The 18,249-nt window shown below is 74.4% G+C and carries 2 protein-coding genes (1 of these 2 only partly in view); both read right to left on the reverse strand.

Annotated features, from left to right (window positions below; translation table 11 throughout):
- A partial coding sequence (locus tag ACTYVM_RS31685) for a non-ribosomal peptide synthetase (RefSeq protein WP_445529273.1) occupies positions 1-5,504 on the reverse strand: 5,504 nt, incomplete at its 3' end.
- Positions 5,498-18,249, reverse strand: partial view of a non-ribosomal peptide synthetase gene (locus ACTYVM_RS31690; RefSeq protein WP_445529274.1) — the 3' portion only. Its footprint extends 1,429 nt past the window's final position; only the last 12,752 of its 14,181 coding nucleotides appear in the window; the start codon falls outside the window, past its right edge — the gene reads right to left on this strand; its stop codon occupies positions 5,498-5,500. The genes ACTYVM_RS31690 and ACTYVM_RS31685, both read right to left, overlap by 7 nt.

The raw sequence follows: 18,249 nt of genomic DNA on the forward strand, positions 1-18,249 counted from the left end.
GTGTTGATGACGGGGGTGCCGATGGGCACAGGGCCGTCGGCGGTGAGGGGTGTGCTGATGGTGGCGGCGACGGTGGCTTCGGTGGGGCCGTAGGCGTTGACCATGCGGCGGCCGGGTGCCCAGCGGGCGACGAGTTCGGGTGGGCAGGCGTCGCCGCCGACGATCAGGGTCTGGAAGTGGGTGAGGTGGGTGGCTGCTTCGGTGGGGACGCTGGCGAGTGCGGCCGGGGGGATGAGGGCGTGGGTGACCCGGTGGTCGCGGAGGACTTCGACGAGGGTTTCGCCGACCAGGGGGCCGGGGGGTGGGACGACGAGGGTGCCACCGGCGCCGATGGCCGTGCAGAGTTCGAGTACGGAGGCGTCGAAGCTGGGTGAGGAGAACAGGAGTACGCGTGAGTCGGCGTGGGCGGTGAAGCGTTCGACGCAGGAGGTGGTGAAGGCGGCCAGGCCTCGGTGGGAGACGACCACGCCCTTGGGGCGTCCGGTGGATCCGGAGGTGTAGATGACGTAGGCGGGGTGGTCCGGTCGTAGAGCAGGGGGGCTGACCGGGGATCCGTCCGTGCCGGGGTTGGTGTCGACGGTCAGCCAGTGTGCTCCGCCGCCCACACCGGCCAGCCGCTCGGCGGTTGCTTCGGTGGAGAGGATGAGGGCGGGTGCGGCGTCGCCGAGGATGTACGCGATGCGGTCGAGCGGGTAGTCGGGGTCGACGGGCAGGTAGGCGCCGCCGGCCTTGAGCACGGCGAGTTGGGCCACGACCATCTCGACCGAGCGGGGCAGCACCAACGCTACGAGGCGTTCGGGGCCCACTCCGGCGTCGATGAGGACGCGGGCGAGCCGGTTGGCTCGTTCGTCCGTCTCCCGGTACGTCAGTGACTCCTCGCCGTGCACGACCGCGACCGCGTCCGGGTCCCGTTCCACGGACGTGGCGAACAACTGCGGGAACGTCACCGGCAGCACATCACCGCGCGCCGTGTCGTTCCAGTCGTGCAGCAACCGTCGCCGCTCGGGTGCCGAGAGCACATCGACCGCCCGCACGGGAAGTTCCGGGTCGGCGGCCACGGCTTCCAGGAAGCGGACCAGCCGCTCGCCCAGCTCCTCGACGGTCGAGCGGTCGAACAGGTCGAGGCGGAACTCCACGAGGCCGCTGATCCCCTGGAGTTCACCTTCGCGGTCGACGCTCTCGTTGAAGCTGAGGGAGAGGTCGAACTGAGTGGACTTGACGGGCACTTGACGTACGGTGCAGTCAAGGCCGGAAAGGCCCATGCTGCTCTCCGGCGTGTTCTGGAGCGCCAGCGAGACCTGGAAGAGCGGGTGGCGGGCCAGCGAGCGCTCCGGGTTGAGCACCTCGACCAGCCGCTCGAACGGCACGTCCTGGTGGGCGTAGGCCGCGAGGTCCGTCTCCCGCACCCGGCCCAGCAGTGCGTTGAAGGTCGGGTCGCCGGACAGGTCGGTGCGCAGCACCAGCGTGTTGATGAAGAAGCCGACGACCCGCTCCAGCGCGTCGTCCGTGCGGCCCGCGATCGGGCTGCCCAGCACCACGTCGGAGGTCGAGCCCAGCGCGGAAAGGAGCGAGGCCAGGCCCGCCTGGAGCACCATGAACAGCGTGGTGCCGGTCTGCCGGGCCAGCGCGGCCAGTTGGCGGTGCAGCTCGGCCGGCAGGTGCACCAGCACCGAGTCCGCCCGGTAGTCGGCCTCGGCCGGCCGGGGCCGGTCGGTGGGCAGGCGCAGTTCGTCCGGCAGGCCCGACAACGTCTCCTTCCAGAAGTCCAGTTGCCGGTGGATCAGGCTGTCCTGGTCGTCCTCGGAGCCCAGGATCTCGTAGTTCCACATGGTGTAGTCGGCGTACTGCACCGGCAGCGGCTGCCAGTCGGGCGCCTCGCCGGCGGCCCGCGAGGTGTAGGCGCGTGCCAGGTCGGCGGAGAACGGGTCGAGCGACCAGCCGTCGCCTGCGATGTGGTGCAGCACGGTCAGCAGGACGTGCGACTCGGGTCCGGTCTCGAACAGCGTGACCCGCAGCGGGGTCTCGGTGGCCAGGTCGAAGCTCTGCGCGGACGCCGCCGCGATGGCGGTGTCCAGGTCTTCCGCCGTGGTGCGGACCAGAGCCAACTCGCAGCCCCGGTCCGGGGAGAGGATCTCCTGGCGCGGCTCGCCGTCCCGGTCCGGGAAGACGGTGCGCAGGCTCTCGTGCCGGGCGACCACGTCCCGTACGGCGGTGCGCAGCGCGTCGATGTCCAGCGGCCCGCTGATCTGCACCGCCAGGACGATGTTGTGGGCGGTGCTGGTCTGCTCGAAGCGGTTCATGAACCACAGCCGGCGCTGCGCGTGGGACAGGGGGATCTCCGCGGGACGCTCCCAGGGCCGCAGGGTGGCGCGGGCGCCGGCGGCGCCACCGATCCGGCCGACCAGTTCCGCGACGGTGGGTGCCTCCCACAGCTCCCGCAGCGGCAGTTCGACCTCGAAGACCGATCTGATCCGGCTGACCACCCGGGTGGCGTGCAGCGAGTGGCCGCCCAGTTCGAAGAAGTTGTCGTGGACGCCGACCGAAGGCAGGTTGAGCATCTCCGCGAACAGCCCGCACAGGATCTCCTCCTGCGGGGTGCGCGGGCCCTGGCGGGTGACCAGCGCGGTGAAGTCGGGGGCGGGCAGCGCCCCCCGGTCCACCTTGCCGTTGGGGGTCAGCGGGAGCGTGTCCAGCGGGACGAAGACGGCCGGCAGCATGTAGTCGGGCAGCCGGGCCGCCGCGTGGGCGCGCAGCGCGTCCACCGCCGGCACCGTCCGGCCGGAGACCGGGACCAGGTAGGCGGCCAGGCGGCTCTCGCCCGACTCGTCGGCCCTGACGACCACGGTGGCCTGGGAGACGTCCTCGTGCTCGGTCAGCACCGCCTCGATCTCGCCGGGTTCGACCCGGAAGCCGCGGATCTTCACCTGGTCGTCCACCCGGCCGACGAACTCCAGCTGGCCGTCGTCCGCCCAGCGGGCCACGTCGCCGGTGCGGTACATGCGGGAGCCCGCCACGCCGAACGGGTCGGCGGTGAACCGCTCGGCGGTCAGGCCGGCCCGTCCCGCATAGCCGCGGGCCACTCCGTCGCCCGCCAGATACAGGTCGCCCGCGACGCCGGCCGGGGTGGGGGAGAGGGCGGAGTCCAGCACGTAGACGCGGGTGTTGGCGATCGGCCGGCCGATCGGCGGAAGCCCCGGCCGGGTGCCCAGCCGGGCGGCGGTGGACCAGACCGTGGTCTCGGTCGGGCCGTACACGTTGGTGACCTCGGCGGCCAGTTCGCACAGCCGCGTGGCCAGGCCCGCCGGCACCGGTTCGCCGCCGACCAGGACCCGCAGTCCGGTCAGGGCCTTCGGCCGCTCGGAGACCAGGGCCTGCCACAGGGTGGGGGTCGCCTGCATGATCGTGGCGCCGGTGCCGGTGATCAGGCGGCCGAGCGCCGCCGGGTCCAGCACCTGCTCGCGGGAGGCGATGACCACGGTGGCGCCCGCGCTCAGCGGAACGAACAGCTCCAGCGCGGCGATGTCGAACGCGACGGTGGTGACCGCGACCAGCCGGTCGGCGGCCGCGACGCCGAACCGGGTCCGCATGTCGGCGACCAGGTTGGCGATGTTGGCGCGGGAGACCACGACGCCCTTGGGCCGGCCGGTGGAGCCGGACGTGTAGATCGCGTAGGCCGGGTTGGCCGGACGGACCGGCGCGGTCAGGTCGGTGTCGCCCGGACCGTCGCCGGGCAGCTGGGCGAGCGCGTCGGTGACGGAGGCCTCGTCCAGCACGATGCGCCGCACCCCGGGGGCCTCGGGCAGGCCGGTCACCGAGGAGTCGGTCAGCAGCACGCCGGGACGGGCGTCGTCGAGGATGTAGCCGATCCGTTCGGCCGGGTACTCCGGGTCCAGCGGGACGTAGGCGCCGCCCGTCTTGAGGACCGCGAGCAGCGCCGTCAGCAGTGCCGCCCCGCGCGGCAGGGCCACGGCGACCCACGACTCCGGTCCGACGCCCGCCGCCGCGAGGTGGCGGGCGAGCCGGCCTGCGCGTTCGTCGAGCTCCCGGTAGGAGACCTCGCCGTCCGCGTCGATCACGGCGACGGCGTCCGGGGTGAGCGCCGCGTTCCGCTGGAAGGCGTCGACGGGGGACGCGTCGCCGACGGGCACCGCGGTGTCGTTCCACTCCGTCAGGAGCCGGTGGCGTTCGGCCGCGGGCAGGGCCTGGGCGCGGCCGACGGGTGCCTCGGGGTCGGCGTGGATCCGGGTGAGGATGCCGACCAGCGCGTCCAGGATGCCCTGCGCGCGCTCCCGGTCGAACAGGTCCGGGCGGTAGCCGAGCCGGATCCGCATGCGCCGGCCCGGCGCCGGGAACAGGCTCAGCGGGTAGTGGGTCGCGTCCTGGCCGACCGCGCCGGTGACCCGCAGGCCCTCGGCGAGTTCGCCGAGGCCGTCGGCCTCCACCGGATAGTTCTCGAACACGACCAGGGTGTCGAACAGTTCGCCGGTCACCTTGGACTGCGCCCGGGCGTCGGCGAGCGTGACGTGGTGGTGGTCGAGCAGGTCGACCTGGCGGCGCTGCTGCCGCTGAAGCAGCCGCGCCCAGGACTCCGCCGGCCGCGCGGAGACCCGCACCGGCAGGGTGTTGATGAACGAGCCGACCATGTTCTCCACCCCGGGGACCGCCGAGGGCCGGCCGGAGACGGTGCCGCCGAACACGACGTCGTCGCGCCCGGTCAGCCTGCCCAGCAGGACGCCCCAGGCCGCCTGCACCACGGTGTTCAGCGTGACGCCGCAGCGCCTGGCCGTCTCCGCCAGCCCGCTGCTCAGCTCCTCCTCCAGCGTGACCAGCAGGTCCTGCGGGACCACCGCGCCGCGGTCGGCGTCCGGCGCGACCAGGGTGGGCTCGCCGACGTCGCCCAGCGCGTCGCGCCAGGCGGCGAGGGCGGCCCGCCGGTCCTGCCGGCCCAGCCAGGACAGGTAGTCGCGGTAGGGCGTCACCGGCGGCAGCTCGCCGCCGGCGTACAGGGCGAACAGCTCGCGCATCAGCAGCGGGCCCGACCAGCCGTCGAGCAGGATGTGGTGGTTGGTCATCAGGAACCGGCAGCGGTTCTCGCCCAGCCGGATCAGGGTGAAGCGCAGCAGCGGCGCACGTCTCAGGTCGAACGCGCGCACCCGGTCGGCGGCCATCAGCTCGGCGAGCCGTTCCTCCCGCCGGTCGGCCGGACCGTCGGTGAGGTCGACCTCGGACCAGGGCAGCTCGACGCTGCGGTACACCACCTGCACCGGGTCACCGTTCTTGCGGCGGCGGAAGCCGACCCGGAGGTTGGCGTGCCGGCGCAGCAGCCAGGAGGCCGCGTCACGGAGCCGGTCGGTGTCCAGGGCCCCGTCCAGGTCCACCGCGATCTGCACGGTGTAGACGTCGAGGGCCGTGTCGTCGTCCTGCGCGTACTGCGAGTGGAACAGGAGCCCTTCCTGCAAGGGCGACAAGGGCAGGAGATCCTCGATGCGCGACTGGTTCACCATGACAACCCCTCGTCGTCCAGTTCGTTCTCGAACTCGTGCAGTTCCTGCTGGTCCACCGGGACCAAAGTGGGCGTGCCCGGCCGGGCCGGTGCCGCCGTCAGGTTCCGGGCGCGGTCCACCACGGACGTCAGCGCCCGGAACCAGGACTCGGCCAGATCCCGCACGTCCGCCTCGTCGAACATCCCGTCGGGCCAGGCCCACGCGGCAACCAGCCGCGGGCCGTCCGGGCGGTCCTCGGTCTGCGCGTTGAGATCCAGGCTGTGCGCCATGGGCATGGCGGCGTCGCCGCCGCCGGTCAGCCCGGCCATGCCGGGCGGCGGGCTCCAGTCCTGGGCCGGTGCCTCACCGCCGCCGGCGGCGAACCGGCCCAGATAGTTGAACCCGAGCTGCGGCGAGCGCAGGGCGGCCAGTTGCGGCCCCGTGCGCTCGTTGAGGTAGCGCAGCAGGCCGTAGCCGATCCCGCCGTCCGGCAGTTCGGCGAGTTGGGCGCGCACCTTGGCGAGCACGGCGTCCACCGCCTCGCCGCCCCCCCAGAAGTCGTTCCAGTCCACCTGCCCGGGGTTGAGGCGCACCGGGAAGGAACTCGTGAACCAGCCGACGGTCCGGCCCGGATCGGCCCCCGCGACCACCGGCTCGCGTCCGTGGCCCTCCATCTCGACCAGCACCGCGTTGCCGCGGGTCGGCCGGCGCCGGGCCCGCCAGGAGGCGACGGCCACCGTGTACGCGGTGAGGAGCACGTCCTTGATCCCGGCGCCGAAGGCGGCCGGCACGCTCGTCAGCAGCGGCTCGGTCACCTCCGCGGGCAGCGTGAGGTTCAGGCTCCGTGCCGTGCCGAACACGTCCCGCTCCCGGTCCAGCGGCCGGGCACCGAGCTGCGGGTCGGGGCCGCTCAACGCCGCGCGCCACAGCGGCAGTTCCTCGACCCGGCGCCCGCTGCCGGCCTCCTCGGCCAGCCGTGTGGCCCAGGTGCGCAGTGAGGTGGGTACCGCTTCCAGCAGCGGTTCCCGGCCGGCCGCCACCTGGGACCAGGCGGCAGCGAGGTCCGGCAGCAGGATCCGCCAGGACACGCCGTCCACGACCAGGTGGTGCACGGCCAGCAGCAGCAGTCCGGGCCGGTCGGCACCGGCGTCGAACCAGGCCGCCCGCACCAGCGAGCCGGACTCCGGGGCCAGTTGCCGGGTGGCCGCCCGGCCGTGCTCCACGAGCACGGCGCGCTGCGCCTCGGGGTCACCGGAGGCGGCGGCGTCCGCGAAGTCCACGCGGCGCACCAGCTGCTCGGCGCGCACCTCGCCCCGCGGGCGTACCTCGATCCGCCAGTCCTCGTCGCTCGCCCTGGCCAGCCGCAGCCGCAGCGCGTCGTGCCGGTCGAGCACGGCCTGTACGGCGGCGGTCAGTCCGGCGAGGTCGAGCGTGCCCGGAGTCCGCACCACCATCGCCTGGTGGAAGCCGTCGATCGGGCCGCCGTGCTCCCGCCACCAGTGCATGATCGGAGTCAGCGGCAGTTCTCCGATGCCCGCGTCCGGGTCCTCGGCGACGGACGCGGTCACGGCCTCGGCGATCCCGGCGAGCGCCGCGGGCGTACGGTGCTCGAACACGTCCGCCACCGTCAGCTCGATCCCGGCCGCCCGGGCCCGGCTGACCAGCTGGATGGAGACGATGCTGTCGCCGCCGAGGTCGAAGAAGCCGTCGTCGGCTCCGACCGTCTCCCGGCCGAGCAGTTCGGCGAAGATCCGGCACAGGGCGGCCTCCCGCTCGGTGGCCGGGCCGCGGCCGGGCTCGCCGGTGCCGAACTCGGGAGCCGGCAGCGCGGCACGGTCCAGCTTGCCGTTCGCGGTGAGCGGCAGCGCGTCCAAGACGGTGAAGGCGGCGGGGACCATGTAGTCCGGCAGCGCGGCCGCGACGTCCTTGCGCAGCACGGCGGGCTCCGGTGGTTCGGCGCCCTCCTCCGGGACGACATAGGCCACGAGCTGTCTGAGCCCCGGCCGCTCCTCCCGTACGACCACCGCGGCCTGGGCGAGGCCGGGCCGGGCGAGCAGGACGGTCTCGATCTCGCCGGGTTCGATCCGGAAGCCGCGGATCTTGACCTGCTGGTCGGAGCGTCCGACGAACTCCAGCTCGCCGTCGCGGTCGAAGCGCACGAGGTCGCCGGTGCGGTACATCCGGGCGCCGGGCGGCCCGAACGGGTCGGCCACGAACCGCTGCGCGGTCAGCGCCGAGCGGCCCAGGTAGCCCAGCGCCACACCGGAACCGGAGACGCACAGCTCGCCCGCGACGCCCACCGGCACCGGCCGCAGCCGCTCGTCGAGGACCACCACGCGGGTGCCCGCGACCGGGCGGCCGATCGGCGGCGTCGTGTCGCCGGACAGCGGGCCGCTGAGCGTGGCGGCGATGGTGGTCTCGGTCGGCCCGTAGGCGTTGACGACGGTACGCCCGGCCGACCAGCGGGCCAGCAGGCCCGGCGAGAGCGCCTCGCCGCCGGAGACGACGCAGCGCAGGCTGGGCAGGTCCCGCTCCGGCAGGGTGCCGAGGACCGGGGCGGGCAGCATCACATGGGTCGCTTCGGCGGCCTCGATGGCGTCGGCCAGGCCCTCGCCGACGAGTTCGCGGTCCGGGCCCGGCAGGGCGAGCGCGGCCCCGGACAGCAGGGTTATCGCCAGGTCGCCGACCGACACGTCGAAGTTGGTCGACACGACCTGGAGCACCCGGCTGTCGCCGTCCAGGCCCAGCCGTTCGACGTGGCTGTGCACGAACGACGCCAGACCGGTGTGCCCGACCAGCACGCCCTTGGGCCGGCCGGTCGACCCGGAGGTGTAGACGACGTAGGCGGGACTGTTCGGGGCCGATGCCGCCGGCGGGTCGGTCGCCAGACGCGCGGCCACCGCGGCGGCGAACGCGGGCTCGTCCAGGACCCAGGTCGGCACGGCCGGTGCCGCGGGCAGCAGGCCGCGGGACGCCTCGGTGGCGAGCAGGGCGGCCGGTGCGGCGTCCGCGAGCATGAACGCCACCCGCTCGGCCGGGTAGTCCGGATCGACCGGCAGGTGGACGGCGCCCGCCTTGGCCACCGCCAGGAACGCGGTCACCTGGAGAGGGGAGCGCGGGACGGCGACCGCGACGATCCGGCCCGGGGCGACCCCGCCTGCGGTCAGCTCACGGGCCAGCCGGTTGGCCCGCTCGTTCAGCTCGGCGTAGCTGGTCGGCTCGCCCTCGCACCACAGGGCGGTCGCCCGCGGGGTGCGCGCCACCTGCGCCTCGAACAGCTCGGCCAGGGTGCCGGCCGGCACCTCCGGCTCGGTGCCGCGCCAGTCGCCCAGCAGCAGCTCACGCTCGCCCGCGGTCAGCAGGTCGTGCTCCCCGATCGGCCGGTCCGGCTCGGCAAGGAGCCGCTCGAGCAGTGCCACCAGCCGGTCCGCCAGCGACTGGACGGTGCCCTCGGTGAACAGGTCGGTGCTGTACTCGACCACACCGACGATGCCGTCCGGCCGTCCGGCCGCGTCCACCGTCTCGGCCAGGTTGAACGCCAGGTCGAACTTGGCCACCCGCAGGCCGTGGGGCTGCTGGGCGATGGTCAGGCCGTCGCCGAGGCTCAGCTCGGCCGGCGGGGTGTTCAGCAGGTTGAGCATCACCTGGAGCAGAGGGTGCCGGGACATCGAGCGGCTGGGGGAGAGCACCTCGACGAGCCGTTCGAAGGGCACGTTCTGGTTCTCGAAGGCGGCGACGTCGGTGCGCCGCACCCGCTCCACCAGCGCCCGGAAGCTCGGGTCGCCGCTGGTGTCGGTCCGCAGCACCAGGGTGTTGACGAAGAAGCCGACCAGCTCGTCCAGCGCGTCGTCGGTGCGCCCGGCGACCGTGGTCCCCAGCGGGATGTCGCTGCCGGCGCCGATCCGGTCGAGCAGCGCGGCGAGCGCGGCCTGGAGCACCATGAAGGGGCTGGCCCCGGCGGTCTTCGCCAGCCCGACCAGCGCACGGTGCGCCGGGGGCTCGAGCCGCAGCCGGACCAGGCCGCCGCGGTGGCTGGGCCTGGCCGGGCGCGGCAGGTCGGTGGGCAGCTCCAACTCCTCCGGCATCCCGGACAGTTGCGCGCGCCAGTAGCCCAGCTCCGCCGCCAGCCGCGAGTCCTGATCGTCCTCGCTGCCCAGCACGTCGCGCTGCCAGAGGGCGTAGTCGGCGTACTGCACGGCGAGCGGAGTCCACTGCGGCGCCCGGCCGGCCGTCCGGGCCCGGTAGGCGTCGGACAGGTCACGCAGCAGCGGTCCCAGCGACCAGCCGTCGCAGGAGATGTGGTGGACCAGGAAGACCAGCACGTGGTCGCGCGGCCCCATGGTGAACAGGTGGACCCGCACCGGCAGTTCGGCGGCCAGGTCGAAGCCGTGGGCGACGGCCGCGGCGACCGCGGCGTCCAGCTCGTCCGGTGCGACGTCGGCGATCCGCAGCCGGGGAGTCGCCGCAGCCGGGTCCAGGATCTCCTGGCGGGGGACGCCGCCGGCCTCGGGGAACGTGGTGCGCAGGCTCTCGTGCCGGGCCACCACGTCACCGATCGCGGCCTGCAACGCCGCCACGTCGAGGGCGCCGGTGAGCCGCATGGACAGCGGGATGTTGTAGGTGGGGCTCGGGCCCTCCAGGCGGTTGAGGAACCACAGCCGGCGCTGTGCGAACGACAGCGGGACGTGGTCGGGCCGCGGCTGCGGCACCACCGTCCGCCGGGCGTCTTCGGCCCCGCCGACCAGCACGGCCAGGCCGGCCACGGTGGGGTTCTCGAAGAAGTCGCGCAGCGGCAGTTCGGCGGCGAACTCGCTGCGGATCCGGCTGACCAGCTTGGTCGCCTGCAACGAGTGCCCGCCGAGCTCGAAGAAGTTCGCCTCGACGTCGATCTCGACGTACTCGTCGCCGAGCACCTCGGCGAAGATCCGCCGCAGCCCGGCCTCGGTCTCGTTGCGTGGGGCACGGCCACCGGACGGACCGGTGGACTCCGGCGCCGGCAGCGCCCTGCGGTCGACCTTCCCGTTGGGGGTCAACGGCAGTGCCGGGAGCACCACGAAGGCCGACGGCACCATGTACTCGGGCAGCCGCGCGGCCACGTGCTCCCGCAGCGCCGCCGCCGAGGGCGCCGTACGGCCCTCCCCGGCGACCACGTAGGCGACCAGGCGCCGCTCGCCCGGCTCGTCCTCCCGGGCGAGCACGGCGGCCTGCGCCACGTCGGCGTGGGCGGCGAGCAGCGACTCGATCTCGCCCGGCTCGATCCGGAAACCGCGGATCTTGACCTGGTCGTCGGCGCGGCCGACGAACTCCAGGTTGCCGTCCGGCAGCCAGCGGACCAGGTCGCCGGTCCGGTACATCCGGGAGCCGGCGGGGCCGTACGGGTCGGCCGTGAACCGCTCGGCGGTCAGCCCCGGGCGGCCGGCGTACCCGCGGGCCAGGCCGGCGCCGGCCAGGTACGCCTCGCCGGGCGTGCCGACCGGGACCGGTCGCAGCGCCTCGTCGAGGACCAGCACCCGCACGTTCCACAGCGGGCGGCCGATCGGCGGGTTGACGCCCGCGGTGAGCGGTGCGCTGACGGTGGCGCACACGGTCGCCTCGGTCGGGCCGTAGGCGTTGAGCAGCCGCCGGCCGTCCGCCCAGCGGGCGATCAGGTCGGGCGTGGACGCCTCACCCGCGACGATCACGTTCATGCCGTCCGGGAGCGCGCCCGGCGCCAGCACCGCGAGCGCGGCGGGCGGGATGTTGGCGTGCGTGACCCGCTCCCGGGCCAGCAGCGCGGCCAGCGGCTCGCCGACCGCCAGGTCGTCCGCGGGGGCCATCACCAGGACGCCGCCGACCAGCAGCGGCGCGAGCACCTCCCAGACGGCGGCGTCGAAGCTGGAGGAGGCGAACTGGAGCATCCGGCTGCTCGCGTCGAGGCCGAACTGCTCGCGGATCGCGCCGAAGCCGCCGATGCCCTCGTGCGGGACCACCACGCCCTTGGGCGTGCCGGTGGAGCCGGAGGTGTAGATCATGTAGGCGGCGCCCGCGGGGGAGGCCGTGCGGCCCGCGTCCGGCACGGTGTCCGGCAGCGCGGCCAGTTCGGCGCGCACCTGCGCGTCGTCCAGCAGCAGCCGCGGGACGCCGGAGCCGGGCAGCCCGGTGGCGGCGGGCCCTTCGGTCAGCAGGACGGCCGGCCCGGCGTCGGCGAGGATGAAGGCGATGCGCTCGGCCGGGTAGGCGGGGTCGACCGGCAGATGGACCGCGCCGGCCTTGACCACCGCCAGCAGCGCGACCACCAGCTGCGGCGTACGCGGCAGGGCGACCGCCACCACGTCCTCGGCGCCGATGCCCCTGCGGACCAGCAGATGTGCGAGGCGGTTGGCCTCGGCGTCCAGGTGCGCGTAGCTCAGCTCCGTGCCGTCGTAGCTGATCGCCACCGCGTCCGGGGTGGCGGCGGCCTGACGGCCGAACAGCTCGGCGATCGTGCCCCGGGGGACGTCGTGCGCGGTCGCGTTGAAGTCGTGCAGCACCTGCCGCCGCTCCGCCGGGGAGAGCACCTCCAGGCGGCTGATCGGCAGGTCCGGGTGGGCGCAGGCGGCGTCCAGCAGGCGCAGCAGCCGGTCGGCCATGCGCGAGACGGTCTCGGGGTCGAACAGGTCGTCGCTGTACTCGACCAGGCCGGTCATGCCGAGCGGTGCGCCCTGCTCGTCGTAGCGCTCACGCAGGCTGAACGCCAGGTCGAACTTGGCGGCGCCGATGCCGACGCCCTGCGCGCCGATCTCCAGACCGGGCAGGCCGATCTCGACGTCGCCGGTGTTCTGGAGGTTCAGCCACACCTGGAAGAGCGGGTGGCGGCCCAGCGAGCGCTCGGGGTTGAGCACCTCGACCAGCCGCTCGAAGGGCACCTCCTGGTGGGCGTAGGCGGCGAGGTTGTTCTCCCGGACCCGGTCGAGGAGCGCGGTGAAGCTCGGGTCGCCGCCGGTGTCGGTGCGCAGCACCAGGGTGTTGACGAAGAAGCCGACCAGCTCGTCCAGCGCCTCGTCGTCGCGGCCGGCGACCGGGGTGCCCAGCGGGATGTCGGTGCCCGCGCCCAGCCGGGTCAGCAGCGCGGTGAGCGCGGCCTGGCCGACCATGAACAGGCTGGTCCTGGTCCGCCGGGCCAACCGCGCCATCCGCTCGTGCAGTTCGGCCGGGACCGCGAAGGGAACCGTGGAGCCCCGGTGGCTGGCCACCGCGGGCCGCGGTCGGTCGGCGGGCAGCCGCAGCTCCTCCGGCAGCCCGGCCAACGAGGTACGCCAGAAGTCCAGTTGCCGGGCGATCTCGCTGTCCGGTTCGCTCTCGCTGCCCAGTACCTCGCGCTGCCACAGCGTGTAGTCCGCGTACTGGACCGGCAGCGGCGCCCAGGCGGGCGCCCGGCCCGCCAGGCGGGCACCGTACGCCTCGGCCAGGTCGCGCGCCATCGGCGCCATGGACATGCCGTCGCCCGCGATGTGGTGCATCACGATCAGCAGCACATGGTGGTCCGGGCCGAGTCGGAACAGGTGTGCCCGCAGGGGAAGTTCGCCGGCCAGGTCGAAACCGCGGAAGGCGGCTTCCTCCAGGGCGGCGTCCAGACCGGCCTCGTCGGCCTCGGCGAGAACGAAGGCCGGGGCGGCCTGCCCGGCCGGGGCGATCGACTGGCGGGGGACGCCGTCGACCTCGGGGAACGTGGTGCGCAGGCTCTCGTGCCGGGCCACCACGTCACCGAGCGCGGCCCGCAGCGCCTCGACGTCGAGCGGGCCGGTCAACCGGGCCGCCAGCGGCAGGTTGTACGTGGAGCTCGGGCCCTCGAGGCGGTTGAGGAACCACAGCCGGCGCTGCGCGAACGACAGCGGGACCAGGTCGGTGCGGGGCATCGCGCGGACCGCGGCGCGCGCTCCGGCCGCGCCGGACGCCCTGCCGGCCAGGCCCGCCACGGTCGGCGACTCGAAGACGTCCCGTACGGCCAGTTCCACGTTCAGCGTGGAGCGGATCCGGCTGACCAGCCGGGTCGCAAGCAGCGAGTGGCCGCCGAGGGCGAAGAAGTCGTCGTCGACGCCGACCGAGCCGACGCCGAGCACCTCGGCGAACAGGCCGCAGAGGATCTCCTCCCGCGGGCCGCGCGGGGCACGCCCCTCGGGCGCCTCGGCCTCGGGCACCGGCAGCGCGGCCCGGTCCAGCTTGCCGCTGGGCGTCAGCGGGAACGCGTCCATGAGCACGAACGCCCCGGGCACCATGTGGTCCGGCAGCGCGGCCGCGACGTGCGCGCGCAGCTCGGTCCGCCCGATCGCGCCGGCCTCCGGTACCACGTAGCCGACCAGGCGGCGGCCGTCGCGCCCGTCGTCCTGTGCGACCACGGCGGCCCGCGCCACCTCGGGGTGGGTGCGCAGCACGGCCTCGATCTCGCCCGGCTCGATCCGGAAACCGCGGATCTTCACCTGGTGGTCCGTGCGGCCGGCGTACTCCAGCTCACCGTCGCGGCTCCAGCGCACCAGGTCGCCGGTGCGGTACATCCGGGCTCCGGGCGGCCCGAACGGGTCGGCCGTGAAGCGTTCCGCGGTCAGGCCCGGACGGTCGTGGTAGCCGCGGGCCAACTGCGCGCCCGCGACGTACAGTTCGCCGGCGACGCCGTCCGGCACCGGCCGCAGGGCCGCGTCCAGCACATACACCCGGGTGTTCCACACGGGTCGCCCGATCGGCGCGCCGGCCCGGGGCCAGGCCGACCGGTCCGCGGGCAGGGTGTGCGCGGTGACCACATGCGTCTCGGACGGGCCGTAGTGGTTGTGCAGGACGCGTTCCGTGCCCGCGTCGCACAGGTCGCGCACCCGGTCGCCAAGGACCAGCGCCTCACCGGCCTGCGCGACGTGCCGCAGGTCCGGCAGACCGGTGCCGTCCTCCGCGACGGCCTCGCCGAGGGCGTCCAGCATCATGGTGGGCGCGTACAGCTCGGTGATGCGCCGCTCCCGCAGCCAGGCCGCGAACCGCGCCGGGTCGCGCCGGGTCTCCTCGTCCGGCACCACCAGCGTCCTGCCGTCGAGCAGCGCCGAGAGGATCTCCTGGGCCGAGACGTCGAAGCTGATCGCGGTGAACTGGGCGGTCCTGGCGCCCGGTTCGGCGGGGAGGTGGGTGGCGTGCCAGGACATCAGGTTGGCCAGCGCGCCGCCGGGCATCACCACGCCCTTGGGGCGGCCGGTCGAGCCGGAGGTGTAGATCAGGTAGGCGGGGTGCTGGGGCAGCAGCGGCCCGGTCCGCTCGTCGTCGCGGGGGTCGGTGTCCGCCAGCGCGCCCAGTTCGGCCCGTACATCCGGGTCGTCCAGTGCCAGCGTCGGGCCGGCGGGCAGTCGGCCGGCGACCCCGGTGGTGGACAGCAGCACCCGGGGAGCGGAGTCGGCCAGCATGAAGGCGATCCGCTCGGCCGGGTACTCCGGGTCGACCGGCAGATAACCCGCGCCGGACTTGAGCACCGCGAGCACACCCACGACCAGCTCCACCGAGCGGGGCAGGGCAAGACCCACGATGTGCTCGGGGCCGATGCCGCGGCCGATCAGCAGCCGGGCGAGCCGGTTGGCCCGCGCGTTCAGCTCGGCGTAGGTCAGCTCCTCCCCGCCGCACACCAGCGCGGGGCCGTCCGGGTGTTCCGCGGCCTTGGCCTGGAACAGCGCGGGCAGCGAGGCGGCGGGCACCTCGTGCTCGGTGGCGTTGCGGGTCACCAGCAGTTCGTGGCGGGCGACCGGGTCCAGTACGTCGACCTTGCCGACCGGGCGGCCCGGTTCGGCGACGACGCTCTCCAGCACCCGGACGAAGGCCGCCGCGATGCGCTCCGCGGTCGGCTCGTCGAACAGGTCCGCGCTGTACTCCACGAAGCCCTCGACGCCGCCGGGGCGCCCGTCGGCCGTGTAGCTCTCGCGCAGGCTGAACAGCAGGTCGAACTTGGACACCCCGGTGTCGACGCGTTGCGTGCCGACCTCCACGCCCGGCAGCCGGAACGGCGCGGTCGGGTTGTTGTGCAGGGTGAGCATCACCTGGAACAGCGGGTGCCGGGACATCGAGCGGCTGGGGTTCAGCACCTCGACCAGCCGCTCGAACGGCACCTCCTGGTGGGCGTAGGCGGCCAGGTCGGCCTCCCGCACCCGGCCGAGCAGCTCACGGAAGTCGGGGTCCCCGGACAAGTCGGTGCGCAGCACCAGGGTGTTGATGAAGAAGCCGACCAGGTCGTCCAGTGACTCGTCGCCGCGCCCGGCGATCGGGGTGCCGAGCGGGACGTCCGATCCGGCGCCCAGCCGGTGCAGCAACACCGAGAGGCCCGCCTGCAAGGTCATGAACACGCTGGCCTGGCAGCTGCGGGAGAGCGCGACCAGGCGCTGGTGGACCTCCCGGTTGACGCGGAATCCCACCGTGCCGCCCCGGTAGGAGGGGGTCGCCGGGCGCGGCCGGTCGGCCGGCAGGTTCAACTCGTCCGGCAGCCCGGCCAGCGTCTCGCGCCAGAAGGCCAGTTGCCGTGAGACCGCGCTGTCCGGATCGTCCTCGCTGCCGAGCACCTCGCGCTGCCACAGCGCGAAGTCCGCGTACTGCACGGGCAGCGGCTCGAACGACGGCTCACCGCCGTCGCGTCGCGCGCCGTAGGCGGCGGACAGGTCGCGGCCGAACGGCACGGCCGACCACTCGTCCATCACGATGTGGTGCATCACCACCAGCAGCACGTGCTCCTCGTCGCCCAGCCGCAGCAGCCGCGCCCGTACCGGCGGCTCGGCGGTCAGGTCGAAGCCCCCGCCCGCGGCCTCGGTCAGCGCCGCCGCCAGAGCGGCCGGGTCGACGTCGGTCACCCGCAGCTCGGGGACGGTGTCCACCACGACCTGGCAGGGCGTGCCGTCACGGTCCGGGAAGACCGTGCGCAGGCACTCGTGCCGCCGGGCCACGTCGGCCAGCGCCGCGCGCAGCGCCGCCACGTCCAGCGGGCCGGTCAGCCGGGCCGCCATCGGCACGTTGTACGCCGGGTTCGGGCCCTCGAACCGGTTGATGAACCACAGCCTGGTCTGCTGGAGCGACAGCGGCACGTCGGCCGGGCGCGGCGCCGGCTCGATCCGCCGGGTCACCGGCCCGTCGGAGGTGAGCTGGTGGGCGAGCCCGGCCACCGTCGGCGACTCGAACAGGCTGCGCAGCGAGAGCCGCACGCCGAACACCGAGCGGATCCGGGTGACCAGCCGGGTCGCCAGCAGCGAATGCCCGCCGAGCTCGAAGAAGCTGTCGTCGATGCCCACGACGGACACGCCGAGGATCTCCGCGAACAACCCGCACAGGATCTCCTCCTGGGGCGTGCGCGGAGTGCGGCCCGAGGCCACACCGGAGAAGTCCGGGGCCGGCAGCGCCCGCCGGTCCAGCTTCCCGTTGGGCGTCACCGGGAGCGCGTCGAGCACCACGAACGCCGCCGGCACCATGTGGGCCGGCAGTGCCTCGGCGACGGCGGTGCGCAGGCCGGCCACGCCCGGCGCGGCGCCGCCGGTCTCCGGCACCAGGTAGGCGACCAGCCGGTGGTCGCCCGGCCGGTCCTCGCGGACGACGACACCGGCCTGGGCGACGCCGTCCTGGGCCAGCAGCACCGACTCGATCTCGCCGGGCTCGATGCGGAAGCCGTGGAGTTTCACCTGGCTGTCCGCGCGTCCCCGGAAGACGAGCCGGCCCTCCTGGTCCCAGGTGGCGATGTCTCCCGTGCGGTACATGCGGGCGCCGGGACCCTCGAAGGGGTTGGCGACGAAGCGCTCGGCGGTGAGCGCGCGGCGGCCGAGGTAGCCGCGGGCGAGGCCCGCTCCGGAGACGTAGAGCTCGCCGGGGACACCGGGCAGCACCGGGCGCAGCGCGGAGTCGAGGAGGTAGACGCGGGCGCCCGTGATGGGGCCCCCGATGGGCGGTACGACCTCCCCGGCGAGCGGGGCGCTCATGGTGGCGCACACGGTGGTCTCGGAGGGCCCGTAGGCGTTGATCATGCGGCGGCCGGGGGACCAGCGGCCGACGAGTTCGGGCGCGGTGGCCTCGCCGGCGACCACCAGGGTGATGCCCTCGGGCAGGGCGTCCCGGTCGAGGACGGCGAGGGCGGCCGGCGGGATGGTGGCGTGGGTGACGCGCTGCTCGGCGACGAGGTCGGCCAGCGGCGGACCGGGGCGGAGCCGTTCGGCCGGGGCGAGGACGAGGGCCGCGCCGGTGAGCAGGCCCATGGCCAGCTCCCAGAAGGCGGCGTCGAAGCTGAGGGAGGCGAACTGCAGGACGCGGCTGCCGGGGCCGACCTCGAACCGCTCGGTCTGGGCGGCGACGAGGGAGGCGATGCCGCGGTGGGTGACGACGACACCCTTGGGCCGGCCGGTGGACCCGGAGGTGTAGATGAGATAGGCGGGGTGATCGGCCGTCAGGTCCACGGCGGGGGCGCGGTCGCCGGGGGCGGCGGCGACGCGTGCGGCGGTGGCGGGGTCGTCCAGCTCGACGACGAGCCGGTCGCCGGGCGGCAGGGCGGGCGCGAGGGCGGTGGTGGTGAGGACGACGCCGGGCCGCGCGTCGGTGAGCATGTGCGCGATGCGCTCGGCCGGGTAGTCGGGGTCCACCGGCAGATAGGCGGCACCCGCCTTGTGGACGGCGAGGACGGCGACGGCGAGGTCCACGGAGCGCGGCAGGACCAGGGCCACGTACTGCTCGGGCCCGACCCCGGCGGCGACGAGGTGGTGGGCCAGCCGGTTGGCGCGGCGGTCCAGCTCGGCGTAGGACAGCGTGGTGTCCTCGAAGA

This window comes from Streptomyces cyslabdanicus (genome assembly GCF_052663305.1).